A 21,837-nucleotide genomic window follows, 5' to 3' on the forward strand; every position below is an offset into this window, starting at 1 on the left:
CCTTACGCGGGAGCCTATGAACCCGTTCCAGCTTTTCGATGCGTGGTATGAAGAGGCCAAGGCCTCAGAACCCGCCGATCCCAATGCGATGGCAGTGGCGACAGCCACTCCGGATGCCATTCCCTCGGTGCGCGTGGTGCTGCTGAAGAATCACGGGCCCGACGGGTTCGTCTTCTATACCAACATGGAAAGCCGCAAGGGTGACGAATTGACCGCCAACCCGCGTGCAGCGCTCTGCTTCCACTGGAAGTCGACCTACAAGCAGGTGCGCATCGAAGGCCGGATCGAGCAGGTCAGCGATGCCGAAGCCGACGCCTATTTCGCCAGCCGTGGCCGTGCCAAGCAGCTGGCCGCAATCGCGTCCCGCCAAAGCCGACCGCTCCATGACTTCGCCACCTTCGAACAGGAAATCGCGGCGCTGGATGCTGAGTTTGAGGGCCGCGATCTACCGCGCCCCGACCATTGGAGCGGCGTGCGCGTCATTCCCGACCAGATCGAGTTCTGGGAAGGCACGCAGGAGCGTACCCACCACCGGCGGCAGTTCGTGCGTGACGGCGATGGTTGGAAAGAAGGGCTGCTATACCCGTGAGCGGACTTCACAATCACGATCACGGTCATGCCCATGAACGCGCCAGCCTGACCGGGCGCGCGGCGCTGGCCAGCGTATCGGTCGCGCTCTTCCTCGTCGGCCTCAAGGTCTGGGCAAGTTGGGGGACCGACAGTGTCGCCATGCTCGGCAGCCTTGCCGACACCTCTCTCGATCTCATCGCCAGCCTCGTCACTTTCTTTGGGGTGCGGTATGCCGCCAAGCCGGCCGATGACGATCACCGCTTCGGGCACGGCAAGGCCGAAGGCATTGTCGCGCTCTTCCAGGTCATCATCATTTCGGTCAGCGCGATCGGCATTGCCTGGCGCGGTATCGAACGCTTCTTTAGCGGCGAGCGTACGCAGCAGCTCGAACTTGGCGTAACGGTGTCAGCAATCGCCATCGCGGTCACCTTGGCGCTGCTCGCCTACCAGCGTTTCGTGATCCGAAAGACCGGCTCGGTCGCGATCCAGATGGATCATGTCCATTACCAGACCGATCTGCTGCTGAACGGCGCGGTTATCGCTGCGCTCCTTCTCGACCAGATCGCCGATGTGCCCTTTGCCGATCCGCTGCTGGGCATCGCGATCGCGGCGTGGCTGCTGTACGGCGCGTGGAGCGGTGCAAGCCATGCGCTCGACCAGTTGATGGACCGCGAATGGGACGAAGAGAAGCGCGACCGCTTCCTTGCCATGGTCAAAGCCCACCCCGAAATGCAGGGCGTCCACGCGCTGCGCACGCGCTCTTCGGCCGGTGTCGATTTCGCCCAGTTCCACTTATGGCTCGACCCCGAAATGACGATTGCCGAAGCGCACCGCGTTATGGACGAGATTGAAGCGACCATTCACAAGGAATTCCCCGGCATCGACCTCCTGATCCATCCCGATCCGAAGGGGCTTGAAGAACGCGGCCACGACACGACGCCGCTTTAAGGAGCAATGCAAATGCAGATCCCGTTCCACCAGGTCGATGCTTTCGTGGTCGACGGCCGGCCGCTGACCGGCAATCCCGCCGCCGTCATGCTGCTCGATGAGTGGCTGCCCAATGCCACGCTGCAGGCGATAGCGGTCGAAAACAACCTGTCGGAAACCGCCTTCCTCAAACGCTCGGATGGTGCTGCCGATTGGGACCTGCGCTGGTTCACGCCGGCCACCGAGGTCGACTTGTGCGGCCATGCGACCATCGCCTCGGCGCACGTCGTCATCGGCGACAGCGATGCGGTGACCTTCCAGACCCGCTCGGGCCTGCTCACGGCATCGCGTAGCGAAGAGAGCATCGTCATCGACCTGCCCGCCGCCGATCGCTTTCAGGTGCTGGAAGACGCTGCGCTTGCCAATGCGCTCGGCGTCGAACCTGCAGAAATGATCAAGGCTAGCGGGGCCGAGGATTGCCTTGTCGCGTTACTTGAAAACGAAGCGGCGGTGCGCGCCGTGACGCCCGATTTCCACGCCATGCGGCTGTGGAGTGATCTGGTCGTCGTCACCGCGCCCGGCGACGACACCGATATCGCCAGCCGTGTTTTCGCCGTAGGCTACGGCATCGACGAAGACCCGGTCACCGGGGCTGCGCACGCCGCCATCGTGCCCTGGTGGGCGCAGCGGCTTGGCAAAGAGAAGTTCACCGCGATCCAGGCCAGCGCTCGGGGCGGGCAGATCCACTGCACATACGTTGATGACCGGGTCCGCCTCGGCGGGCGCTGCGCTAGCGTGATCGAAGGAACATTTCTTCTTTAAGCGGCTTCGAGTTCGGCGGCCTGCGTCGCACCGATCGTACCGCCGCCAAGCAGCCGTTCACCATCGTAGAACACCGCCGACTGGCCGGGCGCGACGCCATATTCGGGATCATCGAACGTGAACCGTTCGCCGTCCCAGACGCCCGGCTTGGGCGGGGCAAGGCTGCGCACCTTGGCGTGCACCGAGCGCTGATCCTCGGCAAGCCAATTCACCTCTTCGACCGAGGCCGAGCGCACCGCAAGCGCTGCCTTGGGCCCCACGACCACGCGATTGGTGTCCGGTTCGATCTTCACAACGTATAGCGGCTCGGGCTGGCCGCCGATCTCGAGCCCGCGGCGCTGGCCGATGGTGAAGTGCACCACGCCTTCGTGGGTGCCGAGCTTGCGACCTTCAAGATCCACGATGTCACCCGGTATCGCCGTCTCGGGCTTCAGGCGCTTGACCAGGCCGGCATAATCGCCATCGGGCACGAAGCAGATGTCCTGGCTGTCGGGCTTGTTGGCGACCTCGAGGCCCGCTTCATCTGCCAGCTGGCGCACTTGGTTCTTGGGTAGGCCGCCCAGCGGGAAGCGCAGGAAATCAAGCTGGTCGAGCGTCGTCCCATAAAGGAAATAGCTCTGGTCGCGGCGCGGATCCAATCCCTTCCACAACTGCGGCTTGCCGTCCTCGCCCATGACGCGGCGCACATAATGGCCCGTCGCAAGGCAGTCTGCGCCAAGGTCGCGCGCAAACCCGATAAGGTCGACGAACTTCACGCCCTGGTTGCACTTGGAACAAGGCACCGGCGTGCGCCCCTTGGCATATTCGTCGACGAACTGGTCGATCACGCCTTCGCGAAAGCGGCTTTCATAATCGAGCACGTAATGCGCGATGCCGAGCCGGTCGCACACCATCTTGGCATCATAGATGTCCTGCCCGGCGCAGCACGAGCCCGACCGCTTCACGGCCTCGCCATGATCGTAGAGCTGCAGGGTCACGCCGATCACTTCGGCACCCGTCTTCGCCGCGAGCGCCGCGACGACGCTCGAATCCACGCCGCCGGACATGGCGACCACGATGCGCGCGCCGTTGGCGCCGCCGGAAAGATCGAAGCTTGGGGACATTTCAGGCGCGTCTTTACCTGAAATTCACCCTGTTCTTCTAGACCCCTTCGCAAGGAGACAGGGAAAAGGGGCCGGTCTTGGCACGTTTTGAAGGGAAAATTACGTCTGCAGCCGAAGCTCGACTCGAATTGGAGGAGCTGCTTTCGCTGATGGAGGGTCCCGTAGAAAACCCTTTTTCGCCAGAGCGTTGCGAGAAATTGGCGCGATTCCTGTCGGGTGAGGATGTCGGCGATTCGCTCCACGGCGCGTTCGCCGACAAAGGGTTAAAGAGGGAGCAATGAATTTAACTCTTACGTTAACCCTTGCCTGTGAGAAATTCTTCAATGGCCGCGCCGTAAACGGGGTCATCGGAAATGATGAATACGTGATTGAGGATACAGATGCTTGAAAATCAGGACATTCGGCCCGCGCAGGTTGTCGGCCCCCTCGGGGAACCGCTGACCATCGACTCGCTGCCCCCTGCCAACACCACCCGCTGGGTCGTGCGTCGCAAGGCAGAGGTTGTTGCGGCCGTGGCTGGCGGCCTGCTGACCGTGGACGAAGCATGCGAACGCTATTCGCTTAGCCTCGAGGAGTTCACATCGTGGCAGCGCGCGGTCGATCGTTCGGGCATGCCGGGCCTTCGCGTCACCCGCCTCAAGCATTATCGCGACCAGTATGAGCGTCAGCAGCGCTACTAGGACGTCATCACTCTAGACAGTTTAGCGGCCCGCCCCCACCGGCGGGCCGTTTTCGTTTCGTACTTGAAACATTGCCCGTGGCATGGAACTTTCCCCCCGCAGTTGCGCTGAACCCAGTGAAAATTGCTCAAGAGGGAGAGAAAATATGGGTTTTATTGTCTATATCGTTGTCGGCGGCATTCTGGGCTGGCTTGCCAGCATCGTGATGCGCACCGACGCTCAACAGGGCATCCTGCTTAACATCGTCGTCGGCATCGTTGGCGCCTTCCTCGCCGGCCTCGTCGTCTCGGGCGGCTCGATCGGCGATGGTATCACGCTTCGTAGCGTTCTGGTCTCGCTGGTTGGCGCGATCGTCCTTCTCGGCATCGTTAACCTGATCCGCCGCGGACGCGTTCGCTAAGCGACAAGGAACGAGCAAAAAGAAAGGGCCGCGTGGAGCAACCTCCACGCGGCCCTCTTTTATTTTTCGGCGGTCCTACGCCTTTCGTTTCAAAACCAATCGGTAAATCACGAGGATGATCAGCGCCCCGATAACGGCGGCAATGAAATCTGCACCCTCGCCCGGCTCATACCAGCCGATCGTATGGCCGATGAAGCCCATCAACAGCGCGCCCGCGATGCCCAGCAATATCGTCACGACGCAACCACCAGGGTCCTTTCCCGGCATGATCAGTTTGGCCAGCGCGCCCGCCACCAAACCGATCAGAATCCACCAAAGCCATCCGTGATCTTCCAGCATCAAGCGTCTCCCTGTTTTGTGTGATTCGTAGTGCGAACCATCATGCGCATCCCCCTTGCCGACGCAAGCGACCCCGTTCGTCGAAAAAGGGTAGTGGCAGGCGGCCCGGACTGCGTTGTTATTGCACCAAGTGACTTATTAACTTAATACAGTGCGCAAACGAAACTCACCCGCTCCGATTTCGGAGTAGCGCACGGGGGCAGAACGGGAATGGCAATGAACCGCTTTTCGAAAATGGGTCGCAGCGGCGGCGACATGGCAATCGAGTACCAGGATGACGGCCGCTCAAAGCGCCGGATCATCCTGGTTGTCGCTATCCTGCTGATCATTGCGGCGCTCGTTGCAGCCGCCTTGCTGATGCGCGGCGGTGATGACGCGGCTACCGCCGGCGGCCCTGGCGGCGAAGACCGCGAACGGGCCGCGCAGGCGGTAACCGTCATCGTGCCCGGCAATTCCGAAGTTGCGAGCACCATCACGACGTCGGGTACGCTCGGCGCACGGCGCGACCAGAATGTCGGCATTGCCGGACAGGGCGGCCAAGTGACGCGCGTGCTGGTCGATGCGGGCGATTGGGTTCGCCAAGGGCAGGTGCTGGCAACGGTCGATCGCTCGGTGCAGGCCCAGCAGGCAGCGCAGCAGCGCGCCTCGCTTGCCGCAGCGCAAGCCGATGCGGATCTCGCCAAGGCCAATCTCGATCGTGCCCAGCAGCTGGTAGAGCGCGGCTTCGTCTCGAAGGCCGAGATCGATCGCCTGCGGTCGACCTATGAAGCCGCCCAAGCCCGCGTCAGCGTTTCGCGGGCCCAGCTCAACACGACTCTCGCACAGATCGGCCAGCTCGACGTTCGCGCGCCGACCGCAGGCCTGATCCTCGATCGCAACGTCGAAGTCGGCCAGGTCGTCAGCGCCGGCACGCCGTCGCTCTTCCGCATGGCCCGCGGCGGCGAGATGGAAGTACGCGCCCAACTGTCGCAGCAGGACTTGGCAGCGATATCTGTGGGCATGCCCGCAACCATCACGCCGGTTGGTTCGGACCAGCAGTTCGCCGGGCAGGTGTGGCAGGTATCGCCGGTCATCAATCCGCAATCGCGTCAGGGCGAAGTCCGTATTTCCATTCCCTATGACCCGGCCATTCGTCCCGGTGGTTTTGCCGAGGTTGAAATTGCTAGCGGTGTGACGACGGCGCCAATGCTGCCGCAGTCGGCAGTGCTGTCGGATGCGAACGGCAATTACGTCTACGTCGTCAATGCCGACAACGAGGTAGTGCGCCGCGACGTTGTCGTCGGTTCAGTCGATGACCGGGGCGTGACGATCCGCGAAGGCATTAGCGGCAACGAACAGGTCGTCGCCCGCGCGGGCTCCTTCCTGACGGTCGGCCAGAAGGTGGTGCCCCAGCGCGAAGCGGCGGCTGCCGTGCGGCAAGAGGAACGAGGCGCTGTCGGCGAGGGCGAAGGCGAGGAAGAATAAGTCATGAATTTGCGCCGCATTTCAGAGTGGTCGATCCGCAATCCGGTTCCGCCCATCGTCCTGTTCATCGGGTTGACGCTTGCCGGGATCATCTCGTTCATCGGCATGGAAGTGACCGATAGCCCGGATATCGATTTTCCCGCCGCCAACGTCTCCATCGTCCAGCCGGGCGCCGCGCCCGAGGAAATGGAGAACCAGATCACTCAACGCGTCGAAGCCGCGCTGCGCAGCGTCGATGGCGTCGACGAGATCAATTCCTCGGTCAACGAAGGTTCCTCCAACACCTTCGTGCAGTTTGCGATCGGCACCAACACCGACCGCGCGGTCAACGACGTGCGCGATGCCGTCGCGCAGATCCGCGGCGATCTGCCCGCAGGCATCCTCGAACCGCGCATCAACCGCATCAACATCACCGGCGACAGCCTGAGCTTTATCGCGATCAACACGACTGACATGACGCTCGAGCAGTTAAGCTGGTTCGTCGACGACACCGTGAGCCGCCGCCTGCTGGGTATCGAAGGGCTGGCCGAAGTCAGTCGCTATGGCGGCGTCGACCGCGAGATTCGCGTCATCCTCGATCCCGAGGCCATGCAGGCGCAGGGCATCACCGCCGCGCAGGTCAACAATCAGCTGCGCCAGACCAACCTGAATGCTGCTGGCGGCCTCACCGAGATCGCCGGCACGCGGCAGTCGGTGCGTGTCCTTGGCAATGCCGAGACCGCCTACGAACTGTCGCAGACCCTCATCTCGGTGCCCGGCGGCACCACGGTGCGCCTGCGCGACATCGCAGAAGTCAGCGACGGCGCCTCCGAACAGACCAGTTTGGCCCGGATGAACGGGCAGGAAGTGGTCGTGTTCAGCTTCAACCGCGCCAAGGGGGCATCGGACATCACCGTCTATGATGCCGCGTGGGAAGAATTGAACGCGATTGCCGAAGAAGACCCGCGCGTCAGTTTCACCGAAATCAACAACAGCGTGGAATATACCAAGGGCCAGTATGCCAGCTCGATGCAGGCGCTGATCGAAGGTGCCATCCTCGCCGTCCTCGTGGTATTCCTGTTCCTGCGCGATTTCCGCGCGACCGCGATTTCGGCGATTGCCATCCCGCTGTCGGCGATCCCGGCCTTCTTCTTCATGGATCTCATGAACATCAACCTCAACTTCCTGTCGCTGCTGGCGCTTGCGCTGGTAGCCGGGGTGCTGGTCGATGACGCGATCGTGGAGATCGAGAATATCGTGCGTCATATGCGCATGGGCAAATCCGCCTTCCAGGCATCGATCGACGCCGCCGATGAAATCGGCCTTGCCGTCGTCGCTACCACGGCTGCCATCGTCGCAGTGTTCCTGCCGGTCGCGCTGATGCCCGGCATTTCGGGACAATTCTTCAAGAATTTCGGTTACACCGTGGTGTTGGCGGTGATCATGTCGCTGCTTGTGGCGCGTATGATAACGCCTTTGGTCGCCGCCTACTTCCTGCGCTCGCATGGCGAGGAAGCGCATGGCGAAGGCCCCTTGATGAAACGCTACCTCAAGGTGCTCAACTGGACGCTCGATGACAGCAAGGCACGCGCCTTCAAGCAGCGCAATCCGGGCTTCACCGGCTGGATTGGCAGCTGGTTTCGCGATCACCGCATGACGGCGGTCCTCGGCGGTTTCCTGACGCTGGTCGCCACGGTGGTGCTGTTTGCAACGCTGCCGCAGCAGTTCCAGCCAGATCTCGATCTCGACAATAACAGCGTGCGCGTCGCAATGCCGCCAGGCGCAACGCTGCAGCAGACGCAGGCCAAGGTGGCCGAAGCCGCGCAGGTTGTCCTCGCGCACCCTGACGTGGAAACGGTGTTCGAACGCACTTTCACCAACAACGGCTATGTCAACGTCACGCTCAAGGAAGACCGCTCCAAGTCCTCTACCCAGATCGAGCGCGAACTGGCGCCGCAACTGGCGCAGATCTCGGACGCGCGCGTCAACTTCCAAAGCCAGGGTGGCGGCGGTCCCGGTGGTTCGGGCCAGGCGCTGACCATGTATCTGGGATCATCCGATCCGGCGGCGCTCGAAGCTGCAGCGTATGCAATCATGGCCGATATGGCCGAACGCGACGAATTCATCTCGCCGCGCGTCATCGGCGATGACATCCGCCCCGAAATCACAGTCACGCCGCGGTTCGACCTTGCCGCTGATCTGGGCGTCACCACGGCTGCGCTGTCGCAGACGATCCGCATCGCGACGCTGGGCGAAATTGACCAGAACAGCGCCAAGTTCTCGCTGTCCGATCGCCAAATCCCGATCTCGGTGAGCCTGTCGGAGCAGGATCGGCAGGACCTCGACACGCTTACCAACCTTCCGGTGCCCACCGCCAATGGCGGTTCTGTGCCGCTGAAAGCGGTCGCCGATATCGGCTTTGGCGCGGGTCCGACCACGATCCAGCGTACCGACCAGATGCGCCGCATCGCCATTGGTGCCGATCTGCAGCCCGGGCTCGTCACGGGCGATGCCTACGAGATCATTGAGGAACTGCCCGCCTACCGAGCGATGCCGTCCAACGTGACGCGCCTCAACCTGGGTGCGGAAAAGTGGCAGCAGGAGCTCATCCAGAACTTTGTCATCGCGGTGTTCTCGGGCGTGCTGCTGGTGTTCGCGGTGCTGGTGCTGCTCTACCGCCGCTTTCTGTCGCCCTTCGTCAACATGGGGTCGCTGCTGCTGGCGCCGCTTGGTGCCTTTATCATGCTTCACCTGTTCGGGCTGGCGGTATCGCTGCCGGTCTATATCGGGCTGCTGATGCTGCTCGGCATCGTCGCCAAGAACTCGATCCTGCTGGTCGATTTCGCGGTCGAAATGATGAACCACGGCATGGAGAAGAACAAAGCCATCTACGAAGCCGGTCACAAGCGTGCCCAGCCGATCGTGATGACGACGGTGGCGATGGTCGCGGGGATGATCCCGATCGCGCTGTCGCTGCATGGCGACGGCTCGTGGCGCTCGCCGATGGGCTATACCGTGATCGGCGGCCTGATCTTCTCGACGGTGCTCACGCTGCTGCTCGTCCCGGCTTTCTTCAGCCTCGCGATCGATGCCGAAAAATGGGTGGTGCGCAAGTTTGGCGGGCTGGTGAACCCCGGCGATGACAAGCCGCTGCTGCCCGCCGGCCAGCGCAGCGTCGAAGACGGTACCACCGGTCCCAAGCCGCTTCCCGCTGCCGAGTGACATCGGCACGCATGATGGTTAGGCAGGCGCTATGAACGCGCCTGCCAAACCACTGGCTGCCCCAATCGCACCCCAAAACGGCGTCGCGCAGATGAAGCTGTTTGCGACCGGTCTGCTGGTGCTGATGGCGTTCGCCTATTTCGGCGCCCGCGAGCTCCAGCCCGAATATCCCATGCTCGCCTGGGTCGAAGCGTTTGCCGAAGCCGCGATGGTCGGCGGGCTTGCCGACTGGTTCGCGGTCACCGCTTTGTTCCGCCACCCGCTCGGCCTGCCCATCCCGCACACCGCGATCATTCCCAAGAACAAGGATCGCATCGGCGGCGCGCTCGCCAACTTCATCAAGCAGAATTTCCTCACCCCGGTGGTGATCAGCCGCCGCATGGCGAAGCTCGATCTTGCCAGCGCTGCGGGCCGCTTTCTCGCCAACCCGTCGATCGGGGAAGGCAAGATGCGCGCAGGGGCCAGCCGCCTCATCGGCGACCTTGCCGAAAGCCTAGGCGACGAGCGCCTCGGCGGCCTGTTCAAGAGCGCGGTGTCTAAGCGCCTCAAGGAAATGGAGGTCGCCCCGTTGATCGGACGGACGCTCGCCGTCTTGATCAACGAGGATCGCCACCTCCCGCTGCTCGATGCCGCGATCCAGTGGCTCGCGCGCGGGCTCGATGCCAATGAAAGCGTCATCCGCGACATGGTGCGCCAGCGCGTCAGCTGGGTGCTGCGCGTCGCCAGCCTCGACGACAAATTGTCCGACGCGATCCTCGACGGGCTGCGCAAGCTCGCGGTCGAGATGCGCGAAGACCCGGCGCATCCCATGCGCATCAAGGTCGAAGTCGCACTCGCCGATTTCGCCAACGACCTCCAAGAAGATCCCGAGCTGATGGCCAAGGTTGAAGGCTGGAAGCTGCAGCTGATCGAAAATGAAAGCGTCGGCCTGTGGCTCGACGGGCTATGGCAGCAGGCGCGCAATGCGGTCATCCGAGGGGCGCGCAATCCCGATGCGGTGATGGCCGGCCAGCTTGGCGACGTCCTCGTCAACGCCGGCCACAACCTCCAACAGGACGAGCGGCTCAAGGCTGCGATCAACAAATATGCCCGCCGCACCGTGGTCGGCATGGCGGCAAGCTATGGCGACAACATGGTCAAGCTGGTCAGCGACACGATCCGCGGCTGGGACGCCACCACCATCACCGAGCGCCTCGAAAACGCCGTTGGTCGCGACCTCCAGTACATCCGCATCAACGGTACGCTGGTGGGTGGCCTGGTCGGCGTTACTCTTCACGCGCTGCACGCGGTGGGCGTCTAGTTACTTCGACCGCCGTTCGATGGTCGCGCCGACGCCGGCGAGCTTTTCTTCCAGCCGCTCGTAACCGCGGTCTAGGTGGTAGACGCGCAAGACTTCGGTCTCGCCCTCCGCCGCCAACCCGGCCAGCACCAGGCTCATCGAGGCACGAAGGTCGGTTGCCATCACTTCGGCGCCGGTCAGCTTTTCCACACCGTGCACGATGGCGCTGCGACCTCGCGTATCGATATCCGCGCCCATGCGGCGCAGTTCGGGCACGTGCATGTAGCGATTTTCGAAGATCGTCTCTTCGAGATAGCTATCGCCATTGGCGAGCGTCATCATCGCCATGAATTGGGCCTGCATGTCGGTCGCAAAACCGGGATAAGGGGCGGTCGAGATCGCCAACGGGCGCAGCGGCTCGCTTGCGGTGACCTTGATGCCGTCATTGGTGAATTCGGTGAGCATGCCCGTCGCCGCCAGCGCATTGGTCGTCGCCAACATATCGGCAGCGCGCGCGCCCACCAGTTCGATCGAGCCGTGCGTGATCCCCGCGGCGCAGGCATAGCTGCCCGCTTCGATCCGGTCGGGCATCACGTCATAATCGGCGCCGTGCAGCGCCTCGACGCCGGTGATCTGGAGGTGCGAAGTGCCGATGCCTTCCATCCGCGCGCCCATCGCGACGAGGCAATTGCACAGGTCGACAATTTCGGGTTCGCGCGCGGAGTTGAAAAGGTTGGTGACGCCGCTGGTCAGCACTGCCGCCATCACGGCGTTTTCGGTCGCGCCTACCGACACGACCGGGAATTCATAGTCGCCGCCGGGCAGCTTGCCCTTGGGCGCGGTCGCTTTGACATAGCCCTGCGCCAGTTCGATCTCGGCGCCCATCGCTTCCAGGGCTTTCAGGTGCAGGTCGATGGGGCGATCGCCAATGGCGCAGCCACCGGGCAATGACACGGTCGCCTCTCCCATGCGCGCCAGCATCGGGCCGAGCACCAGGATCGAGGCGCGCATCTTGCGCACCAGTTCGTAGGGCGCAACCGTCGAAGTGATATCGTCTGCGGTATAAGTAATGCGCCGCTTGATCTCGCCGGCCTTCTTGCCCGCGACCTGCGTGCCGACGCCCAGTTCGTTCATGAGATGCCCGAAGCTGTCGACATCGGCGAGACGCGGCAGGTTGCCGAGCGTCAGCGGCTCCTCGGTCAGCAGCGCACAGGGAATGAGTGTAAGCGCGGCATTCTTCGCGCCCGAGATGGGAATGCGTCCCTCGAGCCGCTGGCCGCCTTGTATCCAGATTGAGTCCATGGCCTTGCTTTAAGGGGTGCCCTATCAAGCGCAAGAGGAGCGATCAAAAATGACTGACAGCGAGACTGCCTTGGTTCGAGCCTTGGCCGCTATGTGCGAGCAATATCTCGATGGCGACGATGAGGGCTTTGACCATCAATGTATCTCGGCAAGAGAGATGGCGGCTCAGCAGCTTGCACGGATGGGCTTGATCCTGCGAACTGCTCGCGGCGGGAAATGGACCGAAGCCGGTAGAAAATTACTGGAAAGCTAGGCCTTTTCGAGCGTGCATTGCAGCGGGTGCTGGTTTTCGCGTGCGTAGTCCATCACCTGGCTGACCTTGGTCTCGGCCACTTCGTAGGTGAACACGCCACACACCGCGACGCCATTCTGGTGAACCTGCAGCATCACCCGCGTCGCATCCTCGACCCCCATCGAGAAGAAGCGCTGCAGCACGAGCACGACGAACTCCATCGGGGTATAATCGTCGTTGAGCATCAGCACCTTGTAGTTGCTGGGCTTCTTGGTCTTGGCACGCGTCTTGGTGGCGACACCCAGATCGGTATCGTCCTCATCGTCGCGGCTACCCGCCATCATGGTGATCGGTTCGAGAATCATGATTGCACCCAGATATGGCATGGAGGGAACGCGCTTCAACCCGTCGCGGTCCATCCTGTCCCAAAAAAGAAAAGCGGCGGCCCTACCCGCTCGTAGGACCGCCGCTCTTCATGCCCGGATCCGCTCCACACAAACCCGGTGTCACGCGATTGCGCGTTAGGCCATCAGGGCCTTGACCTTGTCAGCAGCAACGCTGGCCTGGTTCGAAACCGGCTGCATCGCATCGCTCTGCAACTTGATCATCTTTTCGGTCAGCTTCGAGCTTTCCTGGATCATGTTGTCGAACGCGGTCTGCATGAAATCGGCCTGAAGCTGGAAGAACTCGGTCGGGCTCTTGGCCTCGGCGAGCTTCTTGGCAACGTCGGCCTGCTTCTCCATGCCGGTGCGGCCGTCTTCGATCAGCGTACCCGACAGGTCCTTGGTGCCCTGCGCGGCGATACGGCCCGATTCGACGATCGCTTCGATGTTGGCGCGGGTCAGTTCGGCCAGTTCTTCAGCCGCCTTCTGCGACTTCTTGACGAGCTCTTCCTGGCGAGCCTGGGCTTCACCGATCATCGCTTCGAACTTTTCCGTGCCCATTTCGAGGCCTTCGGTCCACTTGGCATTGTCAAAATTAAACATGTTAAATCCTTTCTTGGTCGCCGTCGGCGCTGCCTTTTTCGCGGCAGCCTTTGCCTTGGGCGTAATTTTCTTGGTCGACTTCTTGACCGGCTTGGTGGCCTTGCGAGCCGCCTTCTTGGCAGTCGCGGCCTTCTTCACCGGGGTTTTCTTGGCGGCCGGCTTGGCCGGTTTCGCCGTGATCTTCGCTTCCGTCTTGGTGTCGTCGGCAACCTTCGCGGCCACCGCCTCGACCTTTTCGACCTTCTTGTCGCTCACCTGATCAGCTACCGGGGCGGTCGCCACGGGCGTTACGGGTTTCTCGGCGTCGGTCTTGGTCGTCATAGAAAGCTTCTCCTCTTCTTGTGCGTTGCAACATAGCAATTGCAGCACACCATTTCAATGGTTTTGTTGCACTGCACAAAAACCTGTCTCGCAGGCGCCTCGGCTCGTCGCACTTGACGACATGGGGGGGTGTTCGCCAAAGGCTGTGGATGGAGCGAAACCAGCAACGCCGCGGCCTTCTTATCGTGCTTTCATCGCCGTCGGGCGCGGGCAAGACGACGATCAGTCGCAAGCTCATGGAAGCCGATCCCACCATCGGCATGTCGATCAGCGCGACGACCCGCCCGCCGCGTCCCGGCGAGGAAGATGGCGTCGATTATCACTTCGTCACCGAACAGGCCTTCGAGCACCTGGTCGATGAAGGCGAGCTGGCAGAATGGGCCTATGTCTTCGACCATCGCTATGGCAGCCCCAAGGAACCGATCAAGGACGCACTCAAGGCCGGCCGCGACATCCTGTTCGACATCGACTGGCAGGGCACCCAGCAGCTCGAGACCGCGTTCGGCAACGACCTGGTCTCGATCTTCATCCTGCCCCCCGACATGGCCGAACTGGAGCGCCGCCTGCGCGCCCGCGCCACCGATAGCGAAGAGGTTATCCAGGGGCGCATGCGCCGCGCCGCGGGCGAGATCGTGCACTGGAACGAATATGATTACGTGCTGGTCAACGACAACGTCGAAGCCTGTCTCGACGAGGTCAAAGCCATCATCGTCGCCGAACGGCTGCGCAAGCATCGCCAGCCTTATGTCTCGGACCTCGTTCGCAAGCTGGTCGAGCGACCCAACGACTAATCGAGCAAGCTCAAGAAGCGCGCCCCGGCCATGAAGTCGGCCTTGCGCGCATCGCTCGATTTGCGTGCTTCTTCGTCCTCGCCCCACTGGGCGATCTGCCATTCATCCTCGATGCGTGTCGCCGCCCAGCCCTGCTCGGGCGTCAGCTCGCCATGGCGCACCGCCAGCGCCACCAGCAGCGATTGCCCCGCCGTCACCAACGGTGACAGGCCAGCCAGCGTGAACGGATTTTCGGCTACCACCGCAGCACGCAGTCGCTCGAGCGTCGCCTCGGGCTGGTCGACATGCATGATGCCAACCGTCGTCTCGAATGAGATGTCGTAGCGGCGCGCCGCCCAGTCGATCAGTGCGTCCCACGTTTCAGCTTGCTGGGCGGCAAGCTCAGCGGGGCTATCGGCGCGATAACAGCACATCTCGTTTTCGCCATAAGCGGCCAGGCCATCGGCGAAGGCTTCATGCGCCGGGGCAACACGGTCGATCGCCGCGTTTGCAAGCCCCGTCATCGGCATATCGGCGGGATTCAGCGATTTCTCGACTGATTCCCATTCAACAATAATTTCTTTTGACAAGTTTTGTGTGGGTACAATCAGATCGTTTCGCATCGGCGTCTTCACCGCGCGGCCGTCCAATCGGATTGAAAAGCCGTCCTGGGCCGGCTCTGCCGTCACGTCCTTCCAGAATCGCTTCATTGGTCCTGGTGCTTCCACACCGCATGCAGCCATCGCGGCACCAGATAGCTTTCAAGGATCCCGCCGAGCACCATGATGCTGCCAAGGATCGGCATGCCTTCTTCGACGATCGCGCCGTCGACGGTGAGCACCAGCCCCACCAACGCGAGAATTAGCCCGCCCACGCGCATCATCATCAACAAGGCAAAACGACCTTTTGCGGTGTCTTCGTTCATTGCGGCACGATACTCGTCTGCGAAATTCCGAGCAATTCGCCGGGCGTGCGGGCGATCGTTGTGGCGCCAGCAGTTTCCAGTTCGCTATCGTCATGATAGCCCCAGCCCACGCCAATCCCGGCAACGCCGGCATTCACCGCCATCGCCATGTCGTAGCCCGTGTCGCCGATCATCACCGCGTTGATGGCTTCCGCGCCCGTATCGCTCAAGTTGGCGAGGATCATGGAAGGATGCGGTTTGGACGGGTGCCGGTCTGCCGTGTGCCGCGCGACGAACCGCCCTTCCCAGCCATGCACCTCGATCAGGTGCTGGAGCCCGCGGTCGCTCTTGCCCGTGGCCATGCCGAGCAGCCAGTCGTCCGCTTCGAACGCCGCGAGCATTGCTTCGATGCCGTCATAAAGCTGTTCTTCGGCCTGCCCCGTCTGCCGCAAGTCGAAAAAGGCATCCTTGTAGCTCTCCGCAAGCGTCGGATGATCGCCATGCGGGACCAGCTTCTGCATGGCCTCGAGCAGCGACAATCCGATGACCTTCTGCGCCTCGTGGCGCGGCGGACATTCATGGCCATGCTCGCTTAAGCTGACTTCGAGCGCCCGGTGGATCGTCGTGCCGCTATCCACCAGCGTTCCGTCGACATCGAAGATGGCAAGCTTGATCACCGCTTCTTGCCCTGCGGCGCCCCGCGCCGGCCGCCCGGCTTGCCCTTCGCCTTGCCTTTAAACGGCTTCTTTCCGGGCTTGCCCGCGGGCGGCCCGCCGCGGCCCCGCAAGCGTCGTTCGCCCTTGCGCGCCTTGCGCTGCGTCTTGACGTAGGCAGCCTTTCGCTTGGCCTTGGCCTCGGGCGACTTGGCAGGGTCGGGCGTGTTGAGCGGCAGCGCATCGCCGTCCATCTGCTCGAACCCCAGCGTCGCCAGCGTCTCGGCAAAGTGTTCGGGCAGGTCGGCCTGCCGATCGATCACCTTGCCCATCGGCGCCTTGATCTTTAGCCGGCGCGCATGGAGATGCAGCTTGCGGCTGACGCCCCCCGTCAAGAAAGCCTCCGCGCCGCCATATTTGGCATCGCCGACAATGGGATGTCCCACCGCCGCCATGTGCGCGCGCAACTGGTGCGTCCGTCCCGTCAGCGGCTGAAGTTCGACCCAGGCTGCCCTGGTACCGGCGCGGTCGATCACGCGCATCCTGGTCTTGGCGGGCGCGCCTTCTTCCATGTCGACATGCATCTTTTCGCCGCCCGTGCCCGGCTGCTTGGCAAGCGGAAGGTCGATCATGCCCTCGGAAACCTCGGGCACGCCGATGACCAGCGCCCAATAGACCTTGCGCGCGGTGCGGCCCGAAAACGCCTTGGAAAAATGCCCCGCTGCCCGCGCCGATCGCGCCACCAGCAACACGCCCGACGTATCCTTGTCCAAGCGATGCACCAGCTTGGGCTTTTCATCGTCGAGCCCGTTGAGCAGCCGATCGAGGTGCTGCTTCATCTTGGTGCCGCCCTGCGTGGCGAGGCCCGGCGGTTTGTTGAGGAGGAAGGCGTCGGGATATTTGGCGATCACCATCGACTGGACGTAATCGATCTCGTCCTCGGTCAGCTCGACCTTCTTCTTGGGCTTGGGCCCCCGCGCCTGCACGCTGTCGGGCGGCGGCACGCGAATGACCTGCCCGGCTTCGATGCGATCACCCGGGCTGGCGCGGCCTCCATCGACCCGCAGCTGCCCCGTGCGCGCCCAGCGCGACACCATGTTGAAGCTGATCTTGGGCTGGTGCCGCTTGAACCAGCGATCGAGGCGGATGCCGTCATCCTCCTCGTCCACCACAAATTGCTGCACGTCTTGGTTCTTCGAGCTCATGGCGCGCGCCTTAGCGATCTTTCATCCAATAGTCGAAGGCTCGTTGCTGGACCCTGGCGATATGGCGCTGCGCCTTCGGGCCCTCCCACTCACCCTTGTAATCCTTTTCGGCTACCCACCAGCCCTGCCCCGGCAATCCGTCCGACTGGCGCACGACAAGAACGGCAAGCTCGGGCTCGCCGCGGCCCCGCGCCTCGGCATCCACCGCTTCCAGCGTCTTGCACAAGGCGCGCATCTTGGGCCGCGAAAAGGCATAGCCGAGATGGCCGAGCAATTCGGAATAGGTGATCGCCTGCCCCGCGCTTGCGCACGCCACCAGGTGCGCGCGCACTTCATCGGCATCCCACAGATCGCTCATGCCACGGTTATTCGGGCTGGTCGGCCACCGGAGTCAATTCGAAGACATCGACGATCCCGCCCGTGCGCGGATAGGGAATGACGAGGCGCCAGCGAAAATTGCCGATGCGCTCCCACACGCCCGCCATGTCGCGCGAGGGGTCTTCGCCGTACGCTAGCGGCTCGCGTTCGTTGCCGAGCGCGAGGCTCCCGAGAAAGACATAGCGGTCGCCCGCATCCCACAGACGTCCGGTGGGGCGCTGCGATCCGGTCTGCTTGACGATCGTGAAGCGGCCATCGGTCGCGGTCTCGTCGACCTGCACGAAACAGAAAAAGGGGTTGTAGGCGATGAATTCGGGGTCGGCAGCCTTGGCCGCGCCCAATTTGACCAGCCGGCACTTGTAACTACCGGGGGTAGGCGCGGGCCGGTCCAGCCCGGCATCGGGATCAAGCAATGCGCCTTCATTATCCACGGCCGTGACGAAATCGGCGGCGCGGGCAGCCGCGAGCCCCGCTGTCCAGGCTTCGTCCAGTCGTTCCAGCCGCTCGATATCGGCGCTGCTGGCATAGCCGCGCCAGACTTCGTCAGGATCGTCTTCGATAACGACCTGCGGGGGAGGCGGCTCGAGCACGGGGCTTTCTCCGTCGACCGTTTCACAGCCGACCAAAGCCGCCATCGCTGGCAGCCAAAGCCATAATTGTCTCCGAGTCATGCGTGCAAGTAACGCAGGTAAGCAGCGCCAGTTCAAGCTTTCAATTGACATTCCCGACTTGGGACAGCAGCGCGCGGGGTGATGAACGCTCCCATGCCCCAAACTGGATCAAAAGCCGGTTATGCCTACGGCCTGTCGGCCTTCCTCCTGTGGGGAATCATCCCGCTTTTCTTCAAGGCGATGCTGCCGATGGACTCGATGGACATTGTGTCCTGGCGGGTCGTGCTGGGCGTGCCGACCATCGCGATCTTCCTGCTGGCGGCGAGCAAATGGCACCAGGTGAAGGCCGCCTTTGCTAACCGCAAGGTCATGTGGACGCTGCTCGCCAGCGCGGTGCTGATCGCCATCAATTGGATCATCTATGTCATCGGGGTGAACAGTGACCGCGTGCTGGCGACCAGCCTTGGCTATTACCTCAACCCGCTGTTCAACATCCTGCTGGGCTTCTTCCTCCTCAAGGAACGGCTCGACAAGCTCCAATGGAGTGCGCTTGCGATCGCGGGCGCAGGGGTGGCTGCGCTGCTTTTCGGCGCGCTGGGCGATCTTTGGATCACGCTCAGTCTCGCGATCAGCTTCGCGCTCTACGGTTTGCTACGCAAGAAGGTCGATGTCGGCGCCGCACCCGGCCTGTTCATCGAGACGTTGCTGCTGGCGCCGCTCTTCCTGCTGTGGCTCGCCGCTTTCCGCGATACCGGCGACCCGCTGTTCGGGCCCGAGCCCTATCATTTCTGGCTGATCCTTGTGTCGGGCGCGGTCACCGCGGTGCCGCTGCTGCTATTCACCGAAGGCGCGCGCCGCCTGCCCTACAGCACCATCGGCATCCTCCAGTTCATCGCGCCGACGATCCAGTTCCTGATGGGTGTCTTCCTGTTCGGCGAGATTTTTACGCCCGTGCGGGCTTTCGCCTTTGCCTGCATCTGGAGCGCGATGGCGATCTATATCTACGCGCTGGCGCGCCGCGCCAGAAAAGACCGTGTTATTCTTGTAAAACAGCAGGCGTGACGCCATATAGATGGCATGAACATCCTTTAGATCCTCATCGGCGTCGTCGGCTTACTGCTTGCCATCATCGGCCTCGTGCCGTTCCTCGGTTGGACCAACTGGATCTGGCTGATCGTGCCGGTCATCGGCGCGGCGGTGGGCCAGGCGTCGGCGAACAAGGCCGGCCGCAACTTCAACCTGCTGGTGCTGGCCATCATGGCAGTCCGCCTCGTGATCGGCGGCGGCATCATCTAGCGCATTTTGACGTAGCGTCCGGGCGCGTCCTCGATCGGCTTTAGCTTGCCCTTACCGGGGATACGCGCGCCCTTGGCCTCGACCTTCTTCTTGCCGAGGCTCTCGATCCAGCCCTTCCAATCGGGCCACCAGCTGCCTTCGTGGCGCGTCGCGCCTTTCTTGTAGGCGTTCAGGCTGGTCGGCCCCGTTTCGTTGATCGAGTAGTGGTATTTCTTGGCCGCGGGCGGATTGACCACGCCCGCGATATGCCCCGAGCCCGCCAGCACGAAGCGCTTGGGCCCGCTGACATGGTCCATCATTTTCCACACGCTTGAGGGCGGCGCGATGTGATCCTGTTCGCCCGCCTGGATATAGACCGGGGTCTTGATGCTCGAAAGGTCAACCGGCTGGCCGAGCACCTTGATCGCACCCGGTTCGATCATCTTGTTCTCGCGATATAGCCGCTGCAGGTAATCGCGGTGCCATTCGCCCGGCAGGTTGGTGACATCGCTGTTCCAGTGCAGCAGGTCGAAGGCGCGCGGCTCCTTACCCATCAGGTAATTATTGACGACATAATTCCAGATGAGGTCGCGCCCGCGCAGCAGGTTGAACGTCGCCGCCAGCACGCGCCCGTCGAGCACGCCAGTTTCCGCCGTCAGCTGCTCGAGCGTCGCCATTGTTTCATCACCCAGAAACGCCTTGAGATCGCCCGCCTCGCTAAAATCGACCTGCGCGGTGAAGAAGGTCGCGCTCTTCACGCGGTGCGCCTCATTGGCGGCGTGCATCGCCGCCAGCGTCATCGCCAGCACCGTACCGGCCACGCAATAGCCGATCGTGTGGACGCTCTCTACGTCCAGCAACTCGCGCACCTGGTTGATGGCATCGACCTGCGCGGCGCAATAATCATCCATGCCGATATCGGCGAGGCTCTCGTCAGCCGATTTCCAGCTTACCATGAACAGCGAAATGCCCTGGTCCACCGCCCATTTGACGAAGCTTTTTTCGGGCGTCAGGTCGAGGATATAGAAGCGGTTGATCCACGGGGGAAAGATGACGACCGGCGTCTCGAGCACCTTGTCGGTGGTCGGCGCATAATGGATCAGCTGGAATAGCGGCGTTTCGTAGATCACCTTGCCCGGCGTGGTGGCGAGATCCTTGCCCAGTTCGAACGCGCCTTCGGGGCTTTGCGTCAGCTGGCCTGCCGCCATGTCGGCGAAGAAGTTCTGCATCCCCTTGGCGATGCTCTCGCCCCCCGTTTCGGCCGCGTGCGCCATCACTTCGGGGTTGGTCAGCATGAAATTGGCCGGGCTCATCGCATCGACGAATTCCTTGGTCGCGAATTTCAATCGTTCGTGGACATTCTCGTCGAGCCCGTCGACTGCATCGACCGTTCCCATCATCTGTTCGGACCACGCCAGATAAGTCTGCCGCATCTGGTCGAAGACCGGATTCTTCGACCATTCCTCGGCGGAAAAGCGGCGGTCCTTCTGCTGTCCTGCGGCTTCGAACTGGCGCATCATTTCGCCCCAGCTTTCCAGCCCCTTCGACCAGGCTTCGGCGCCCGCTTCCATCCATTGCATCGCATCGGGACCCATCGGGTTCTGCGCGTCGGGCGGCGCCATGCCGAAGCCCGGCGTCTTGGTGCCTTTCTCCAGCCCTTCGGCCCAGGCCTTCATCCACATCTGCTGGGTCTTGCCCATCACGGCGGCCCAGTCCTGCCAGTCGTTCTTTTCCGTCATGATTGCCCCATAACACCCATTGCAGTCGCTTTACATGCCGCGCATGAAACGGACATGGAAACGGCATTGATCCCTCCCGGCCCGCTGGTCGCGCTCGATTATCTCGGCATCGCGGTATTCGCGCTGTCGGGCGCGCTCGTCGCGGCGGACAAGAAGCAGACGCTGGTGACATTTATCTTCTTCGCTGTCCTAACCGGTGTAGGCGGCGGGACGGTGCGCGACCTCTTAATCGGCGCCCCGGTATTCTGGATGCGCAACAACGAAACGCTATTGGTCTGCGTCGCCGCGGGCCTGCTCGTCTGGTTCTTTCACGGTGCCAAGCGAACGCAAAAGTGGATCGACTGGTTCGACGCGTTGGGGCTTGCCGCCTATGCGGTCTACGGCGCATCCAAGGCGCTGCGATACGACATTGCTCCGTTGCCGGCGCTGGCGATGGGCGTCATCACCGCGTGCGTCGGCGGCATCATCCGCGACGTCATCGCGGGCCAGCCCTCGATCGTCATGCGCCCCGAGCTTTACGTCACCGCCGCGGCGCTCGCCGCCGGCCTCTATGTCGGGCTGACCTTCATGGGAACGCCCGTCCTTATCGCGGCATTGGTCGGGGGGCTCGCAGGATTTGGCCTGCGCGCCGCCGCCATTGCCAAAGGTATCTCGCTTCCGGCTTACAAAGGCTGAT

26 protein-coding genes are annotated in these 21,837 nt (G+C 62.6%); 14 read left to right on the forward strand and 12 right to left on the reverse strand.

What is annotated here, in order from left to right; translation table 11 throughout:
• Positions 1 to 16: 16 nt before the first annotated feature.
• Genes pdxH through NUX07_RS10715 form a run of 3 tightly spaced genes read left to right on the forward strand, consistent with a single transcriptional unit; the run spans position 17 to position 2,319 of the window.
• Positions 17 to 589 carry a pyridoxamine 5'-phosphate oxidase gene (gene pdxH, locus NUX07_RS10705; RefSeq protein WP_265530565.1) on the forward strand — a complete coding sequence of 191 codons (573 nt, stop codon included), beginning with the start codon at positions 17 to 19 and terminating at the stop codon, positions 587 to 589.
• A complete protein-coding gene (locus NUX07_RS10710; protein ID WP_265530566.1) occupies positions 586 to 1,518 on the forward strand; it encodes a cation diffusion facilitator family transporter in 933 nt (310 codons plus the stop codon). Before pdxH ends, NUX07_RS10710 begins: the two co-directional genes overlap by 4 nt.
• Before the next feature lie 12 nt (positions 1,519 to 1,530).
• Positions 1,531 to 2,319 carry a PhzF family phenazine biosynthesis protein gene (locus NUX07_RS10715; protein ID WP_265530567.1) on the forward strand — a complete coding sequence of 263 codons (789 nt, stop codon included), beginning with the start codon at positions 1,531 to 1,533 and terminating at the stop codon, positions 2,317 to 2,319.
• Here the strand turns inward: NUX07_RS10715 and mnmA are convergent.
• Positions 2,316 to 3,422, reverse strand: a complete 1,107-nt coding sequence (mnmA, locus tag NUX07_RS10720; protein WP_265530568.1) for a tRNA 2-thiouridine(34) synthase MnmA — start codon at positions 3,420 to 3,422, stop codon at positions 2,316 to 2,318. The genes NUX07_RS10715 and mnmA overlap by 4 nt on opposite strands.
• 77 nt (positions 3,423 to 3,499) lie before the next feature.
• Between mnmA and NUX07_RS10725 the strand changes: the two genes are divergently transcribed.
• From NUX07_RS10725 to NUX07_RS10735, 3 genes are all read left to right on the forward strand, one after another.
• Positions 3,500 to 3,703: a hypothetical protein gene (locus NUX07_RS10725; protein ID WP_265530569.1), complete on the forward strand. Its 204-nt coding sequence runs from the start codon at positions 3,500 to 3,502 to the stop codon at positions 3,701 to 3,703.
• Positions 3,704 to 3,802: 99 nt separating this feature from the next.
• Complete coding sequence (gene sciP / locus NUX07_RS10730) at positions 3,803 to 4,102, forward strand: CtrA inhibitor SciP (RefSeq protein WP_265530570.1); 300 nt, start codon at positions 3,803 to 3,805, stop codon at positions 4,100 to 4,102.
• Between the two features lie 145 nt (positions 4,103 to 4,247).
• A complete protein-coding gene (locus tag NUX07_RS10735) occupies positions 4,248 to 4,502 on the forward strand; it encodes a GlsB/YeaQ/YmgE family stress response membrane protein (RefSeq protein ID WP_265530571.1) in 255 nt (84 codons plus the stop codon).
• Between the two features lie 75 nt (positions 4,503 to 4,577).
• Here the strand turns inward: NUX07_RS10735 and NUX07_RS10740 are convergent, their stop codons facing one another.
• A complete protein-coding gene (locus NUX07_RS10740) occupies positions 4,578 to 4,841 on the reverse strand; it encodes a GlsB/YeaQ/YmgE family stress response membrane protein (RefSeq protein WP_265530798.1) in 264 nt (87 codons plus the stop codon).
• A 216-nt stretch (positions 4,842 to 5,057) separates the two neighbouring features.
• On the opposite strand from NUX07_RS10740, the gene NUX07_RS10745 reads away from it, so the two are divergent.
• From NUX07_RS10745 to NUX07_RS10755, 3 genes are read left to right on the forward strand one after another with little or no spacing between them, the layout of a single operon-like run.
• Positions 5,058 to 6,305: an efflux RND transporter periplasmic adaptor subunit gene (locus NUX07_RS10745; RefSeq protein WP_265530572.1), complete on the forward strand. Its 1,248-nt coding sequence runs from the start codon at positions 5,058 to 5,060 to the stop codon at positions 6,303 to 6,305.
• A 3-nt stretch (positions 6,306 to 6,308) separates the two neighbouring features.
• Positions 6,309 to 9,506: an efflux RND transporter permease subunit gene (locus tag NUX07_RS10750; RefSeq protein WP_265530573.1), complete on the forward strand. Its 3,198-nt coding sequence runs from the start codon at positions 6,309 to 6,311 to the stop codon at positions 9,504 to 9,506.
• A gap of 31 nt (positions 9,507 to 9,537) precedes the next feature.
• On the forward strand, positions 9,538 to 10,806 hold the full coding sequence (locus tag NUX07_RS10755) for a DUF445 domain-containing protein (RefSeq protein WP_265530574.1): 1,269 nt from the start codon (positions 9,538 to 9,540) through the stop codon (positions 10,804 to 10,806).
• Here NUX07_RS10755 and murA read toward each other — a convergent pair whose 3' ends face one another.
• Positions 10,807 to 12,087: a UDP-N-acetylglucosamine 1-carboxyvinyltransferase gene (gene murA, locus NUX07_RS10760; protein ID WP_265530575.1), complete on the reverse strand. Its 1,281-nt coding sequence runs from the start codon at positions 12,085 to 12,087 to the stop codon at positions 10,807 to 10,809.
• A 49-nt stretch (positions 12,088 to 12,136) separates the two neighbouring features.
• Here murA and NUX07_RS10765 point away from each other — a divergent pair, with 49 nt between their 5' ends.
• On the forward strand, positions 12,137 to 12,340 hold the full coding sequence (locus NUX07_RS10765) for a hypothetical protein (protein ID WP_265530576.1): 204 nt from the start codon (positions 12,137 to 12,139) through the stop codon (positions 12,338 to 12,340).
• On the opposite strand, the gene clpS is transcribed toward NUX07_RS10765, so the two are convergent.
• Entirely contained in the window at positions 12,337 to 12,660 is a 324-nt protein-coding gene (clpS, locus tag NUX07_RS10770) for an ATP-dependent Clp protease adapter ClpS (RefSeq protein ID WP_265530799.1), read from the reverse strand. The two genes, NUX07_RS10765 and clpS, sit on opposite strands and share 4 nt — an antisense overlap.
• A 180-nt stretch (positions 12,661 to 12,840) precedes the next feature.
• Positions 12,841 to 13,626: a phasin family protein gene (locus tag NUX07_RS10775; RefSeq protein WP_265530577.1), complete on the reverse strand. Its 786-nt coding sequence runs from the start codon at positions 13,624 to 13,626 to the stop codon at positions 12,841 to 12,843.
• 149 nt (positions 13,627 to 13,775) lie between these two features.
• On the opposite strand from NUX07_RS10775, the gene gmk reads away from it, so the two are divergent.
• On the forward strand, positions 13,776 to 14,417 hold the full coding sequence (gene gmk / locus NUX07_RS10780; protein ID WP_265530578.1) for a guanylate kinase: 642 nt from the start codon (positions 13,776 to 13,778) through the stop codon (positions 14,415 to 14,417).
• Here gmk and NUX07_RS10785 read toward each other — a convergent pair.
• From NUX07_RS10785 to NUX07_RS10810, 6 genes are read right to left on the reverse strand one after another with little or no spacing between them, the layout of a single operon-like run.
• The gene (locus NUX07_RS10785) at positions 14,414 to 15,139 is read right to left on the reverse strand and encodes an ATP12 family chaperone protein (RefSeq protein WP_322597199.1); all 726 of its coding nucleotides are present in this window, start codon (positions 15,137 to 15,139) and stop codon (positions 14,414 to 14,416) included. The two genes, gmk and NUX07_RS10785, sit on opposite strands and share 4 nt — an antisense overlap.
• Positions 15,103 to 15,321: a hypothetical protein gene (locus NUX07_RS10790; RefSeq protein WP_265530580.1), complete on the reverse strand. Its 219-nt coding sequence runs from the start codon at positions 15,319 to 15,321 to the stop codon at positions 15,103 to 15,105. Before NUX07_RS10790 ends, NUX07_RS10785 begins: the two co-directional genes overlap by 37 nt.
• Positions 15,318 to 15,977, reverse strand: coding sequence for an HAD hydrolase-like protein (locus tag NUX07_RS10795; protein ID WP_265530581.1), 660 nt, complete (start codon positions 15,975 to 15,977; stop codon positions 15,318 to 15,320). Before NUX07_RS10795 ends, NUX07_RS10790 begins: the two co-directional genes overlap by 4 nt.
• A complete protein-coding gene (locus NUX07_RS10800) occupies positions 15,974 to 17,158 on the reverse strand; it encodes an RluA family pseudouridine synthase (protein ID WP_265530582.1) in 1,185 nt (394 codons plus the stop codon). The genes NUX07_RS10795 and NUX07_RS10800 overlap by 4 nt, the downstream gene beginning before the upstream one ends.
• A 10-nt stretch (positions 17,159 to 17,168) precedes the next feature.
• Positions 17,169 to 17,516, reverse strand: a complete 348-nt coding sequence (locus tag NUX07_RS10805; RefSeq protein WP_265530583.1) for a ribose-phosphate pyrophosphokinase — start codon at positions 17,514 to 17,516, stop codon at positions 17,169 to 17,171.
• Positions 17,517 to 17,523: 7 nt separating this feature from the next.
• Positions 17,524 to 18,207: a DUF4893 domain-containing protein gene (locus NUX07_RS10810; RefSeq protein WP_265530585.1), complete on the reverse strand. Its 684-nt coding sequence runs from the start codon at positions 18,205 to 18,207 to the stop codon at positions 17,524 to 17,526.
• Positions 18,208 to 18,300: 93 nt separating this feature from the next.
• On the opposite strand from NUX07_RS10810, the gene rarD reads away from it, so the two are divergent.
• Positions 18,301 to 19,209 carry an EamA family transporter RarD gene (gene rarD, locus NUX07_RS10815; RefSeq protein WP_265530586.1) on the forward strand — a complete coding sequence of 303 codons (909 nt, stop codon included), beginning with the start codon at positions 18,301 to 18,303 and terminating at the stop codon, positions 19,207 to 19,209.
• A gap of 75 nt (positions 19,210 to 19,284) precedes the next feature.
• A complete protein-coding gene (locus tag NUX07_RS10820) occupies positions 19,285 to 19,443 on the forward strand; it encodes a hypothetical protein (protein ID WP_265530587.1) in 159 nt (52 codons plus the stop codon).
• Here NUX07_RS10820 and NUX07_RS10825 read toward each other — a convergent pair.
• Positions 19,440 to 21,161 (reverse strand): PHA/PHB synthase family protein, encoded by a 1,722-nt coding sequence (locus tag NUX07_RS10825; protein WP_265530588.1) that lies wholly within the window; start codon positions 21,159 to 21,161, stop codon positions 19,440 to 19,442. The genes NUX07_RS10820 and NUX07_RS10825 overlap by 4 nt on opposite strands.
• Before the next feature lie 54 nt (positions 21,162 to 21,215).
• Between NUX07_RS10825 and NUX07_RS10830 the strand changes: the two genes are divergently transcribed.
• Entirely contained in the window at positions 21,216 to 21,836 is a 621-nt protein-coding gene (locus NUX07_RS10830) for a trimeric intracellular cation channel family protein (protein WP_265530589.1), read from the forward strand.
• Position 21,837: the final 1 nt, after the last annotated feature.

Origin of the sequence: Sphingomicrobium marinum, from assembly GCF_026157105.1 — a bacterium.
In the GTDB taxonomy this organism is placed as follows: domain Bacteria; phylum Pseudomonadota; class Alphaproteobacteria; order Sphingomonadales; family Sphingomonadaceae; genus Sphingomicrobium; species Sphingomicrobium marinum.

Coding starts and splice junctions, on each gene's coding strand:
- pdxH (WP_265530565.1), top strand. CDS start 17: ATGAACCCGTTCCAGCTTTTCGATGCGTGGTATGAAGAGGCCAAGGCC.
- NUX07_RS10715 (WP_265530567.1), top strand. CDS start 1,531: ATGCAGATCCCGTTCCACCAGGTCGATGCTTTCGTGGTCGACGGCCGG.
- mnmA (WP_265530568.1), bottom strand. CDS start 3,422: ATGTCCCCAAGCTTCGATCTTTCCGGCGGCGCCAACGGCGCGCGCATC.
- sciP (WP_265530570.1), top strand. CDS start 3,803: ATGCTTGAAAATCAGGACATTCGGCCCGCGCAGGTTGTCGGCCCCCTC.
- NUX07_RS10735 (WP_265530571.1), top strand. CDS start 4,248: ATGGGTTTTATTGTCTATATCGTTGTCGGCGGCATTCTGGGCTGGCTT.
- NUX07_RS10740 (WP_265530798.1), bottom strand. CDS start 4,841: ATGCTGGAAGATCACGGATGGCTTTGGTGGATTCTGATCGGTTTGGTG.
- NUX07_RS10745 (WP_265530572.1), top strand. CDS start 5,058: ATGAACCGCTTTTCGAAAATGGGTCGCAGCGGCGGCGACATGGCAATC.
- NUX07_RS10750 (WP_265530573.1), top strand. CDS start 6,309: ATGAATTTGCGCCGCATTTCAGAGTGGTCGATCCGCAATCCGGTTCCG.
- NUX07_RS10755 (WP_265530574.1), top strand. CDS start 9,538: ATGAACGCGCCTGCCAAACCACTGGCTGCCCCAATCGCACCCCAAAAC.
- murA (WP_265530575.1), bottom strand. CDS start 12,087: ATGGACTCAATCTGGATACAAGGCGGCCAGCGGCTCGAGGGACGCATT.
- NUX07_RS10765 (WP_265530576.1), top strand. CDS start 12,137: ATGACTGACAGCGAGACTGCCTTGGTTCGAGCCTTGGCCGCTATGTGC.
- clpS (WP_265530799.1), bottom strand. CDS start 12,660: ATGGCGGGTAGCCGCGACGATGAGGACGATACCGATCTGGGTGTCGCC.
- NUX07_RS10775 (WP_265530577.1), bottom strand. CDS start 13,626: ATGACGACCAAGACCGACGCCGAGAAACCCGTAACGCCCGTGGCGACC.
- gmk (WP_265530578.1), top strand. CDS start 13,776: ATGGAGCGAAACCAGCAACGCCGCGGCCTTCTTATCGTGCTTTCATCG.
- NUX07_RS10785 (WP_322597199.1), bottom strand. CDS start 15,139: ATGGCTGCATGCGGTGTGGAAGCACCAGGACCAATGAAGCGATTCTGG.
- NUX07_RS10790 (WP_265530580.1), bottom strand. CDS start 15,321: ATGAACGAAGACACCGCAAAAGGTCGTTTTGCCTTGTTGATGATGATG.
- NUX07_RS10800 (WP_265530582.1), bottom strand. CDS start 17,158: ATGAGCTCGAAGAACCAAGACGTGCAGCAATTTGTGGTGGACGAGGAG.
- NUX07_RS10805 (WP_265530583.1), bottom strand. CDS start 17,516: ATGAGCGATCTGTGGGATGCCGATGAAGTGCGCGCGCACCTGGTGGCG.
- NUX07_RS10810 (WP_265530585.1), bottom strand. CDS start 18,207: ATGACTCGGAGACAATTATGGCTTTGGCTGCCAGCGATGGCGGCTTTG.
- rarD (WP_265530586.1), top strand. CDS start 18,301: ATGCCCCAAACTGGATCAAAAGCCGGTTATGCCTACGGCCTGTCGGCC.
- NUX07_RS10825 (WP_265530588.1), bottom strand. CDS start 21,161: ATGACGGAAAAGAACGACTGGCAGGACTGGGCCGCCGTGATGGGCAAG.
- NUX07_RS10830 (WP_265530589.1), top strand. CDS start 21,216: ATGGAAACGGCATTGATCCCTCCCGGCCCGCTGGTCGCGCTCGATTAT.